Genomic DNA, 12,200 nt, shown 5'->3' with positions numbered 1-12,200 from the left:
CCGACGCGCTCAACCACCCACGGAAGCGTCAGGAGAGCCATTTAATGGCACATTAATGGCACAGATTTTCATCGAACCGCTGTCGTGGTGGCACCCACGAACGGGGGGTCCGGTAGTCGCCGTGCGCGTCTTCGGCGTTGATAGGCTCGACCAGGCTGGCGCGGTGCCCGCTGCAACCGAGTCGAGGAACTGCATGGCCGACGACGACGTCAAGTACGAGACCAAGACGGTGCGAGCTATCCGTGGAATGGAAGCGCGCACGGTCGCGAAGTTGGAGAAGGACGGCTGGGAGGTCGTATCGCAGTCCAGCGGGAAACTCCAGTCGGAGATCGTGGTCCGCAAGCCGAAGCCGAAGGTGCCTGTGCTCTTGTACGCGATCGGCGGCGGATTCCTCGCGCTCGCGCTCGCAACAGTGATAACGGTGGGGGCGATCGGAGAAAAGAATGCTCCTGCGGCCGAAATGGAACCGACTCCAACGGCCGCTTCGAGCGAGAGCCCCTCGGCGGCTGGATCGGCTGAGCCGACTGAGCCAGCCGAACCGGCTCAGCCTGAAGTGACCGTCATCACGGCGGAGAACACTCCAGAGTTCGCCGCGATACTGGCGCTCGGCGACTACTGCGATCAGTCGATTTCTGCCTTCGCGGAGAAGTATCGCGGGCAGACGATCGCGTTTGACGGAAACGTCGGTGCGATCAACAACCACGGTGACTACAACACGCGATACGACATCCTGCTCGGTGTGGGCGACTACAGCCAGACCTCGCAATTGGGGCCGGCGTTCCAGTTTCGGGATGTGAATTCCGTCAACGATCTGCACTACGCCGGCGACGTGCCGGACACCCTTGGGCTAGGTGACAACCTCCAGATCACGGCCGAGGTTGAGGAGTACGAGTCGGGCTCGTGCTTGTTCCTCATCGAGCCGGTCGAGACGTCGTTCCGCTGAACCCAGCTCCGTTCGTGGCGCGCAATAAAGATCGCGTCGAGGTCGGCCGACATGAGCATGCCCGACGCCATGATTTGCCCTTGCTAACACGCCAGCCAATTAGACATCGGCACCACGGCATCCGAGGCCCGCCGCGGTGAGAACCTCGTGGTGCCATGGGATTGTGCGCTACGAGTCGGGCCAGATGCTGTCCATGATCGGAACCAGGATTCGAAGAGCACGCTGCATCGCAGTCTCGAGCAGCTCGACATGCCGTGTCTGATCCCCGTAGAACGTAACGAAGGCCTGCGTGGTTCCGAAGGTCGCAGCGACGAGGTGGCCGACCATGTCCATCACCACCGGTCTAGGAGCCGCAAGGCCAGTTATGTCCCCGTCGCTGCCGGTGGTGATAAAGGTGTTGATGCCCAGTCGATGCGCGTGTGCAATTGACGAGAGGGCGGAGTAGTGCATTCGACCGTCGCTCTTGTCCATCTCCGCGTCGAGCATGGCTGACACCATATTGGCCAGGTCAATCCTTGCAGGGGAAGGCATGCCCAGTCGCTTCAGTTCCGACGAATAGAACTCGCGTCTTTCTGCAGGATCGACCGCATCACCGTCCCGAGTGTGGATGCGTTCGTCTAGCAGCTCTGAGTACCGAAGGTCGGACCTCAGCAAAGAGAGCACTCGGTAGACAAAGTCGGAGTCGTTTTCGCGAGCAAGCAGGTACCATGTTCGCGCGAGGGACTCCAACGCTCCTCTGGCTATCGTTGCCAGAGCGGTGGATCTGACAGTGGGGGTTCGGACAAGCGAAACGAACCCCCGCGCGTGATCCATGGCAGACATGTTCGCGTACTGCATCGTGATGAAGCCATCAATCGCATACCCGCCTTCCGACCCGCGCCAAAGATCGTGAGCGGGGGATCCGGTCGGCGGTGGGTTGTTTGCAGTCTCGAAAGTGATCTTCTCGGCTGTGGTGACAAGCAAGAGCACTGCACGGCTGATGGACTGGACGTCGCTATCCACGAGTTCTGCCGGGCCGTGGGCGCCGGGCGTCGCCAACAGACGTCGGTTCTCGAGATGATCGCTTTGATTCATTGGGTCCGCCTAAACGCGACTCTAGGCCGCTCGCTGCGCGACTAGGGTTCGAGGTCGTACGAGAGTCATCGTGATGGAGTCGGTCTAGACCACGTGAATGGCATCTCTACTTCGAGCTCGCGCCAGCCTTCCTGATTGAGTCGACGAAGGCGTCCGCTTGCATCGCGCATCCAATGAACATCGCGCGCGTCGCGGAAAGCCAACGCTACGTCAACGAACGCGCCCATCCCGGAGGAGTGACCGGATTTAGCCTCGATCCACCGATGAACCCGGGGTGGTCAGCGGGGTCGTGATCGGAGTGCGCTGATCTCGTTCGGGCAGGGGTGTGTTCCGGGCGTCGCATCCCGGCCGTCCACTTGAGTACTCGGTCGTGCCGCTGGGCGGCGATGGTCAGGTCGTCGCGGCTGGTGGCGGCGCGTGGGTGATCGCGAACAGCCGTGTGAACGCGGGCTCCCATGGCCATGCCTCGGGGAGGTGGAGAGTGATCCGGCGGGCCGAGCGCGCGAGGCGGGCGGGGACGTTGATCAGGGTGCGACGGATCGTCGCGGTCGTCGCTTTCGCGAGCCGCCCTGCGTGGTCGGCGAGGATGCCGGCGGTGCGGGTGAGGTTGAACGCGATCACGGCGAGCACGAGCCAGGCGCTGTTCGCGGTGAACACGCCGGAGGGCAGGTGCGCAAGCGGGCCGTTCTTGAGGTCGGCGTGGACCTGCTCGATGACCGCGTGACCACGGTGGGTCTTGTCCGCGGTCACCGTATCCATGATTTCAACGTCGGTGGTGGTGAAGAACGCGTGGTGCCGCCAGGTGTCGAACAGCGTCGGAGCGTCAAGCTGTTTCGGGTTCAGGTCGGGGATGCGGCGCACCACCAGTCGCCCGGTGACCTGTTCGGCCTTCTTCCTCGACCGGAACGCGGTGAACGGCACCTCGGCGACCTCGGCGCGGGAGATCCACTGCCCGGTGGTCTCGTCGAGGATCGCGTCGGTGTATTCGATCGTGGTCCACGCATCCGCCGGGATCGTGCCGATCGCGGCCTTCACCGCGGGGTCCATCCGGACAGTGACGGACACGTCCGCGCCCGCTTTGATCGCGGTTCCGATGGTGGCGTGCCCGTAGAACGCGGAATCGGCTCGGACCAGAATCCGCGGCCCGTCGCCCGGGTTCATCCGGCGCAGCGTCGCGAGCGCGTCGGCGACGATCCGTGCCGCGCCTTTCGGAGACCCCGCCGAACCCTTACGGAGCCGCTGCGCGAGGACCACCGGTGCCGACGACGAGGTCGACGCCGACGCGAAAAGCGCGTTGAGGCCGCGGACGCCGGAGTATCCGAACCCGGCACCTTGCTTGCCGTAGCCGTGGACCTCGATGATCGTGTCGTCCAGATCGACCATCACGTGCTCGCCCGGTCGGGTCTGCAACAGGGGTGCCTGGGAGGTCAGATTCTGCAGGACCCGGGAGGCGACGGCGTCGAGCTGGCGGACGTGGCCGAACTGAAACGCCCGCAGGAACGATCCCAGCGTCGACGGCGCGTAGACCCGGTCGAACAGCTTCGCCATGCCGCCGTGGCGGAGCAGGTTCAAGTCATCGATCGAGTCCGCACCGGCAAGCATCCCCGCGACCAGCGCGGAGACCTTCGCACCCGCGTTGGCGCCCTTGTCCGTTGGGACGCTCAGTCGCTGCTGCGACAGGTCCGCAAGCCCCACGCGTTGCGCGAGACGCATCGCCGGAACCAGGCCCGCGACCGACACGAGATTCGGATCATCGAAGACCGCGGTCACCGCGGCCCGAGCATGCTTGAATTGCATCTACGAGATGCCTTTCGAATCGGAAGAACAGAACCCTTAGCAAGTTCTATTTTCCCTGATCCGGAAGGCATTTCCGCGTCACTGCGCCCGTTCAGAGCCCATCAGCTCGGTGGATCGAGGTTTAGGGGGGATGGGCATCTCCCAGCGTCCAGGGGCGATCTTGTGCACTCCCGTCCGCGACCCTGGGAAGGTGCTGAACGCGTATTGTCCGTCCCGATTTGCAATTCCTTCGGCCGCGAACACTTCGTAGATCGCCGTATCCGAGGCATTGCTTACGACGACTACTGTGTTGCCCGTATCCTTCGTCTCGACCCAGGCGGAGATCATTTCAGCCTGTCGCCGCTCCTCGTTTTCGCGCTTCCGCTCTTCTGCTTCGGTAACGATCTCAACGTGCCGCTCGGCAGCGCTGGCGGAGCGCTGGGCACTGCCCGCCGAGGCCTCGGCCGCCTCGACGGATCGGCCGGCTTCGCGCGCGGCCGCCGTTTTGGCTTTGTCTGCACTAATTGCCTGCCACCATGCAATGGCGGCTGCGCCAGCCGACACGACGAAGATTCCCGCATTGATGATGATGTTCGGATCCACCCCAGCCCGCCCCTCGCCCTGAATTGTGCCCACAGTATCGTCCGGTGTCACGTGCACGAGATGCCGGAGTAGACGTTGTCGCCCGGCCGACAGCCAATGGGCAGCAGCAAGCAGCTCAGTGTCCCGGCGGGCATCTTGGTCGGTGACCGCCGACGTCGCGTTCCGGCCGCGCCTCGGCGTCCATCTGCGAAGCCTGTTCACGCATCCCTGCGCCGCTGCCGTTTCTCATCGGCGCCAGTGTCGCCGCCGTCAGAGTACGGGGCACTTACTCCCCGACGAGCTCGCGGTCTTGCTCGGCCCTGATGGCCTGACGTTGTCGATGCGTGTCGCGCTCGATCAGGAAGAAGGCACCAACCACAACGCCTCCGATCGCGACGCTTGCGGCAGTGCTCCACCCTGAGTCGATCATCCCTTGGCCTGGGAACGCGAGAATGGTGAACGCTGTCGCCACCACGACGCCGATGATCACTTTTCGCTTTCGATGACGCTCCTGCTTGAAGATCGGATCATGCCGCGCATTGAGTTCAGCGCCTGCCTCGGAGACCCGCTTCGCAAACTCGTCTCGCGTCTTGCCCTCAGGAAGGTTCGGGAAGATGCCTGCCAGCCGCTCAAGACGGATAAGAAGGCGGGACTCTTTGCTGAATCGACGCCCGAGCCAGGCGCCGGTTGCCGCGACGGTGGGCAACGAGAGCACAGCCAGCCATGTCTGAAGTATCTCGGTCCCCGTCATATGGGAAAGTTATCGGCCGGCACCGACATCCATCCACGCACGCGGGAGACATTTCCCTGAATGGTGGAGGGGGCGTCGCCGTGTGCCAACAGCCCGCTCACAATCCGCGCGGAATGGATCGGCCACGCGAGGCAGGGTCCTCATCGGTTCAGCCCAGCTTCCGACCCCCTCCGCTGTGCGGTGCCGGTATCCAGACCACGCAATGACTCATGCGCAGCTGCCGTCGCTTGCGCGAGCCCGCGATCTGCGCGAGCTCGATCCGTCGCGGCGACGAACTGCTCGCGCGCATCATCAACATCCGCCGCAACGAGGTGCAGGCGGTTGAAGTTCCGCCCGCGCGTCATCCCCACGTAGACACCCGCAGCGCTCATCGCGTCGCTGATCGCCGTTTGCGACTCGTCTACGGTGGTGCCCTGCACCCCGTGGGCCGTCGCGGCGTACGCAAGATGCGTGTGTTCGGCGACGTAATCGGCTGGCAGCCGAACTGATCGCGGCCGATTGCCAGCGGCACGCTCCGTCGCCCACAACGCGCCATCATCGCCTACGCTCCGAACCACCCACACCTGTCGATTCGCCACACGCACACCCGAGTCATTCCGCCGGGTCTGAATCACATCGCCGCGCCCGATGCTCAGCCCATCGCTCCCGATCACCGTGCGGCTGTGATCGACATCGCCGGCCCGCACCCGATCCTCGCGAATCCGCGCATTCAGCTCACGCGCCTCATCGTTCGTCGCAACGGTCATCGCGCAACCCTCGCGCCACTCGCCCGCAAGCGCCTCGAGCAGCGCGTCCGGACTCTCATGAATCTCAACGAGACCGAGCGCGCGGAGCCGATCGAAGACCGCCTCCGGATGCTCCCCGTGCCGCATCTGCACGGTGAGCGCGGCGTACTCGGGATCGACGAATCGGTGCACGGCCGTCATGCGATGCACGCGGGGGAGCAGCTGCGCGGCCATGTCGAGCACGCCGCCGCGGCCGACGGCGGCGAGCTGCGCGCGGTCGCCAATGAGGGCGACGCTGGCGAGGTGCTCGTCGGCGATGGTCAGGAGCGCGAGCGCGGTGTCCTGATCGAGCATGCCCGATTCGTCGACGACGATCCGTTCGCCAAGCGCGAGCCGAGCGGATGCCGCGGGGCCGGCGTACGCGGTATCCGTATCGGGATCGTGGTCGCCGACGGCGAGCCGCGTCCATACGCCGTCACGATTCCACCGCCAGCCGTGCTCGTGCACGAGCTTGGCGACGCTGTCGGCTGCAACTCCGAGCTCGTGGTGCGCAACGTCGGCCGCCTTCTTCGTCGGCGAGACGACTCGGGTCTTGCGCCCATACTTGGCGGCCGCCTCGATCGCTGCGGCGAGCATGGTCGTCTTTCCCGCGCCCGCTGCGCCCTCCACCACGACGAGCGATTGAGCGGATGCCACGGCTGCAGCCGCGCGCGCTTGCGCCGGGTCGAGTCGGAGTCGCTGCGCAATGCGCGATAGATCAGGTGTGCGTTGCTGCGACCGCCCAGCACGGACCGTGAGCAGATCGCGCAGACGGGTCTCGGTGGCGATGACATGCACGCTCGTGAGGTGGGCGATGTGCTCCGGATGTGGCGCATCGGGCGGCAACACCGACAGGCAGTTCTCTTCGGCTAGCCGCGTCGCGATCATGATGAACTCGCGCAGCGGCGGCGGTTCGGCACGCACGCCGGCCTCGGTGACGAGGTGCGACACGTGCTCCTGAATGTCGTGCACGGTCCACGTCGACGCAGAGGCCGCGCATCGATCGAGCGCACGGCGCGCGACATCCTGCACGCTCAGCGCATCGAGTGCGACGCAGGGTCGCGTCGGCATGCGCTCCAGATCAGGTCGATAGCCGGATGCCTCGAGCTCGCGCCGCCACCCATCCTCACTGCCGAGCCGGAGCGGCTTCTTGTGCGGTCGATCGTGATCCCAAGCCATCGCAATCAGTCGCGACATCGCGGCGGGCCCGGGCTCCTGATCGGGGTGCGCCGTGCGCCACTCCTTCTCGAACTGCGCGAGGTTGCGCGCTACCTGCTCGGCGCGCTTGCTCATCACCGCGTTGAAGGGTTGTAGCTCGGCGACCTCGGCGGTGACCGGATCGAGCGTGAGTCCATGGGCGTCGAGGGTTGCCGAAAGTTGCGGGTGTGCTGCGATCACGGCGGTGCCGAGCGCGCGGATCGCGCCCTGCTGCCGGAACAGTGCTGCCGTGTCGAGACCTCGCCACGCGGCATCCGCCCACACCCGCGTGCCGATCTGGAAATGGATGTGCCGGTGGGGATCGCCGGCCCGTGAGGTCGTATGCGAGACCGCGACCGTCTCGAGCTGCTCAACCGGCACCACCCGCTGGGCGCCGCGCGGACCGACACGCGTGACCGAGTGCTGGCCGAGCCAGCTGCGGATCTCGGCGACCGCGTCGCGTTGCGCCGCATCGAGGGCATCGGATACCTCGGGGTGCAGTGCTGCAGCGATCGACAGCGACTTCGGTGCGTTCACGACCATCTCTGCGAACCGCGGCGATCCGTGGCGAGCGTCGCCGGCCTGGCGGGGCGTGCCCATCGACTCGCCGGTGAGTGGATTGATCCAGTCGACCCAGTCGGCGTACTGGTCGGGGGTGAGCGCGCCCTCGCCGATCACTTCGCCGTTGCCGTCGACGACGGAGAACTCGGCCTGCGCCGTGCCGCCCTCGAGGTAGTAGTCGTCCGCGCGGGAGCGATCGGACTCGAGGTATCGGCGCGCGTCGGCGCCGGAACCCCGGTAGAGGATCACTCCACCCTTCATCGCCTTCCTCCGAGCAAGCTCAGGTTCTTGCAACTACCTACGGTAGCATACGTCCATTCATATTTGGGCTGACGTGAAGTTAGCGCGTGCGGGTGCCGACGATCTTCCCGAGCGTGACTGCGACGTCGAAGTCACGATTCCAAGTGAGTGCGACGAGGTCGTCGAATTCGGCCTCAGGGCGGAGGAGTTCGAGTACGTCGGCTTCGAACACGGAGCCCGGTTCCGCAAGGCCGAGCACTTCGTCGTGGAAGCCTCGGTACTCGTTGAGTGACCGGAATATGACCGAGTAGTCCCCGTCGAAGAGTTCCCCGACTGTGACATCCCACTTCGCCTCAAGCGCCTCCAGTGTGTCAGCGACGTCGTCAGCGTTTAGCGGCTCGGTGAGCAGTTCCGCTCCCGTTGCTTCGCGTGCAGAATCCAACGGAAGAGTCTCATCCCAGAGCACCGACAAGTGGCGCTCCAAACCGATCTCCTCGCGAGCTATCCTTTCGAATCTCAGGTAGTCGGTGTCCAGGTACACCCGCAACCAGCGAACGATCCAGAGGATCGGGGCGTTGATCAGATTCGTCCGCAGCGAGCCGACATCCTTGCCATAGACGGAGGTGCGGATACTCTCCAGGAGTTCTACGCAGTGGTAGTCCTTGCAGAATCGGAATAGGTGAGCCGACTGGCGGGGCAGACCATCCCAAAGCGAACCATGCGGAATGGGGAAATCGTCCAGAATCTCCTCCAGCTCGCTTTGAAGCTTTGGCTTGGCGGTCGATGACACCAGAGCGTCGTCATGCTCGTCCCATTGCCCGGCGCCCTCGTAGTCGAACTTCGCCTTGCACAGCGCATACACAACAGCTTGAACACACGTATTGAACAGCCCTGTGCTTACTCGGTACGCAATCTCGCAATGATAGTTGGGGTTGTATCGACTGAGCTCCTCATCGGCGACCCGCTCGAAGACGTGCTTCCCTGACAAGACATCCCTCGCGGCGCGGGCGAGGATCCACTGGACCTGGTCGGAGGAGACGTCGGCGGGCGCTTCGTTAGGGCGCAACCCATCCGCTCTCTCCTTGATCGAGGAGTCGAGCCGTTGAAGCGTGATCCTGAGCAGGCCACGGATGGTGTCAATGCGGAGCCGCTGTGCTTCGTCCTGGAGCATCATCTTTTCAATGATCAAGTCGAGGTCGGCCAAGTATGGGAAGTGATCGCGGACAAGCGCGTGCCGTCTCCCTCTGGCGTTCTGCTTCGTGAACATCTCAGTGATGACGAGGCCGAGCGAAAAGACGTCCGCCGGCTTGCCGACGCTTTGAGCATTGTTCTTTACCATCTGCTCGGGAGCGAGGTAGTTCCGGTTCACCAAGAGGTCGTCCCGCTCGGTCAGCGCAGAGTCCTTGAAGTGCGCGATGCCGAAGTCGGCCAGGACAAGCCGGTGCGCAGCGGGGTCAACGAGGACATTCTCCGGTTTGAGGTCGCGATGCACCATGCCGCCGTCGTGCACGTATGCGAGCGCATCGCAGAGTTGGCGCGTGTAGTTGAGGAGCACGTTGGCATCGGATTCGTCGCGGATGACGTCCCGCAGCGTGGCGGGGTAGAAGTCCATGACGTAGTAGAAGTAGTTGGCGTCGTCCGAGCGCGCGTGGATCTTCACGACGTTTTGGTGGCTGGCCGTCTGGCCGTACTCGATTTCCCTCTCGAAACGCTTGTTGCGGGCGGAGTTCTCGTTGGAATCCTTACGGATCCGTTTCACCGCGACCACCATGTCGTCAGGGCTGCGGCGAGCCTTCCAGACCACGGCGGATCCGCCCTGTCCCAAGGTCGATTGGAGCTCGTAGGTGACTCCGTCGATGATGAGTGGCTCGTGCTGCGGCATGAGCTCACGCTACTAACGTCCTCGGCGCGGGTGCGTGGCGAGTCAGGCCTAGCAGGTTATCCCTCAGCGGACCCCGGCGCGCCGACTGGCACATCCGGACCCAGCTGCACTGATTGCCCGGCATGTAGGCGGTCGCTTTGGGTGCGGGTCGCGTTCAAGAAGCATCCGAGAGTCGGCCCACCTAATACCCCGGTCGCGTGGCAAGATGAGCGAATTCTCATGCTCAGGCCGCTGCCAGAGCGGACCCCGCGCGAGGAGGCGACTTCAGTCATGTGGACGGACAATGAGACCGATCGTGACTTCCTGAACTTCGAGGGCGTCGCAGATACCATCGCCGAAGTCATCGTCAGCGCCGATGGTCGACCAGTCTCCATCGGCGTCTCTGGCGCATGGGGCGTCGGGAAGTCCTCGATGATCAAGCTCACGAGGGCATCCCTTGCGAAGCATCAACCGACGGACGGTGATGAGAAGTACCTGTTCGTCGACTTCAACGCCTGGCTCTATCAGGGGTACGACGACGCCCGCGCAGCGCTCCTCGAAGTGATCGCAAACAGACTCGAGGCCGAAGCTGAGGAGCGGGAGACTGGAGTCGACAAGGCAAGAGAATTCCTCACCCGGGTTCGCTGGTTCCGACTCGCGAAGCTTGTAGCACTGCCCGCTGCAGCCATGGCGCTCGGGCTTCCCCCGATCGGACTACCTGGCGAGATAGCGGGCCTTGTTCAGGACGGGATGGATGGGGGCCTGGACGGTGACGATGTCGAGAAGGCCCAAGAGACAGCGTCTAGCGCCGCGGCCGTCGGGCGAGCGCTCCTCAAACCCAAAGTGAAGTCGTCTCCGCCGAAGGAGATTCAAGCGCTACGAGACTCTTTTGAAGCGGCGCTGAAGGCCCTCGACGTCACGCTCGTTGTTCTGATTGACGACCTCGATCGGTGCATGCCAGGAACAACGATCTCGACGCTCGAAGCGATCCGGCTGTTTCTGTTCCTAAAGAACACGGCGTTTGTTATTGCCGCCGACGACAACATGATCAAACACGCCGTCAAGCAGCACTTCGGTGGGCTGGAGAATGATGAGCTCATAACCAACTACTTTGACAAGCTCGTGCAGATCCCGATCCGCGTTCCCGCCCTCGGAACGCAAGAGGTTCGCGCCTACCTCATGATGCTCTTCATCGAAAACAGCGACCTTGACCAGCAGGAGAAGGACACCCTGCGCTCGGCGATCGCTGGTCAACTTCGCGAATCGTGGAAGGGTAAGCGCGTCGACCGCTCCTTCGTAAGCAACTGCGGAATCACCCTCAAGCCGGCGCTACTTGCTCGCCTTGAGACCGCCGAACGCCTTGCGCCGCTCATGACGACGGCTGAACAAATCGCTGGTAACCCCCGTCTCATCAAGCGATTCCTCAATGCCCTCTCCATTCGCATGGCAATTTCGACCGCTCAGGGCGTCGGCGTCGACGAAGCAGTTCTAGCCAAGCTGCTGCTCTTCGAACGCGTGGCGCCACCCGCGGCATACGCCGCACTCACTTCCGCCGTCAATGCTGATGCCGACGGGAAGCCCGGAATTCTGGCTCCGTGGGAGGAAGCCGCGACAAAGGGAGACGAATTCGAGCCTGACGATCCCTGGGGTGCTGTCTTCGTTCGAGAGTGGTTCGCGCTCCCGCCCGCGCTCGCCGATCAAGATCTGCGGGGTGCTCTCTACGTGGGGCGGGAGCAGGCGCCGCTCATCACCGCCGAGGACCGGCTGTCTTCGGAAGCAGCCGACTTGCTTCGCGCACTGCTCGAAAGCCCGCAGGAGGCGAGCGCGCTTTCAGATTCGCTCAAGGCGCTTCCTCGAACCGAGCTCACCATCATGATGGATCGCGTGATCGCCCGCGCGAGGCAGGTGCAAGAGTGGGGCGCCCCGCCCATCCTTGACGCCTGCCTTGTGCTCGCGGAAGCCGATCCCAACCAAGCCCGTAGCCTGGCGGGCTTCCTCCTTGATCGGCCAGCGCAGCAGATCCGGGCGAGCATCGTGCCCAAGATCCGCCCCTTGCCGTGGGCAGCGGAAGTTCTCGAGCATTGGGGTAAGTCTCCGGACATCGACGGGCCGACGAAGAAGGCGATCGAGGGGAAGGAGAAGCGTGGGAACGTCGCAAAGTAGCGCTGGTCCTGGCGCGGGAGTCGCTTTGGTCCCGCCTTGGGCTGATGAGGTCGATCCCGGCGAGAACGACGAACCAAACGATGATCAGGATGACGCGAACCCCACTCCAATGACATCGCCCGTCGCGCCGCCCGCGCGATTCCGCGATAGTCGCAGGGCCTTGGGGAACTTTGTTCGCACGGGCAACAGTCAAGACCTCCGTCGTGCGCTTGGCCACTACGTCAGGTCTGGCTACGGCGGCAGCTCCACAATGGCGCGGCGACTCGCCGGAACCGCCGCGACGGCTGG

8 protein-coding genes are annotated in these 12,200 nt (G+C 64.0%); 2 read left to right on the top strand and 6 right to left on the bottom strand.

From position 1 onward, the window contains the following. The first annotated feature begins 193 nt into the window (after nucleotides 1–193). Nucleotides 194–943, top strand: a complete 750-nt coding sequence (locus EZM51_RS20300; protein WP_169054015.1) for a DUF4839 domain-containing protein — start codon at nucleotides 194–196, stop codon at nucleotides 941–943. A 168-nt stretch (nucleotides 944–1,111) separates the two neighbouring features. On the opposite strand, the gene EZM51_RS20295 is transcribed toward EZM51_RS20300, so the two are convergent. The 6 genes from EZM51_RS20295 to EZM51_RS20270 all read right to left on the bottom strand — a co-directional run bounded on the left by EZM51_RS20295 (nucleotide 1,112) and on the right by EZM51_RS20270 (nucleotide 9,770). After that, complete coding sequence (locus EZM51_RS20295; RefSeq protein WP_136710129.1) at nucleotides 1,112–2,017, bottom strand: hypothetical protein; 906 nt, start codon at nucleotides 2,015–2,017, stop codon at nucleotides 1,112–1,114. Nucleotides 2,018–2,407: 390 nt separating this feature from the next. Continuing rightward, complete coding sequence (locus EZM51_RS20290) at nucleotides 2,408–3,814, bottom strand: IS1380 family transposase (RefSeq protein WP_136710128.1); 1,407 nt, start codon at nucleotides 3,812–3,814, stop codon at nucleotides 2,408–2,410. 78 nt (nucleotides 3,815–3,892) lie between these two features. Further along, on the bottom strand, nucleotides 3,893–4,396 hold the full coding sequence (locus tag EZM51_RS20285) for a hypothetical protein (protein WP_136710127.1): 504 nt from the start codon (nucleotides 4,394–4,396) through the stop codon (nucleotides 3,893–3,895). Nucleotides 4,397–4,661: 265 nt separating this feature from the next. Next, nucleotides 4,662–5,126, bottom strand: a complete 465-nt coding sequence (locus EZM51_RS20280) for a hypothetical protein (RefSeq protein WP_136710126.1) — start codon at nucleotides 5,124–5,126, stop codon at nucleotides 4,662–4,664. A 140-nt stretch (nucleotides 5,127–5,266) separates the two neighbouring features. After that, nucleotides 5,267–7,897 (bottom strand): MobF family relaxase, encoded by a 2,631-nt coding sequence (gene mobF / locus EZM51_RS20275; protein ID WP_248305762.1) that lies wholly within the window; start codon nucleotides 7,895–7,897, stop codon nucleotides 5,267–5,269. Nucleotides 7,898–7,988: 91 nt separating this feature from the next. Continuing rightward, nucleotides 7,989–9,770: a serine/threonine-protein kinase gene (locus EZM51_RS20270; RefSeq protein WP_136710124.1), complete on the bottom strand. Its 1,782-nt coding sequence runs from the start codon at nucleotides 9,768–9,770 to the stop codon at nucleotides 7,989–7,991. 270 nt (nucleotides 9,771–10,040) lie between these two features. On the opposite strand from EZM51_RS20270, the gene EZM51_RS20265 reads away from it, so the two are divergent. Continuing rightward, a complete protein-coding gene (locus EZM51_RS20265; RefSeq protein WP_136710123.1) occupies nucleotides 10,041–11,912 on the top strand; it encodes a P-loop NTPase fold protein in 1,872 nt (623 codons plus the stop codon). Nucleotides 11,913–12,200: the final 288 nt, after the last annotated feature.

This window comes from Agromyces sp. H66, from assembly GCF_004959775.1.
GTDB lineage: Bacteria > Actinomycetota > Actinomycetes > Actinomycetales > Microbacteriaceae > Agromyces.
This window is presented reverse-complemented; position numbering and strand designations above follow the sequence as displayed.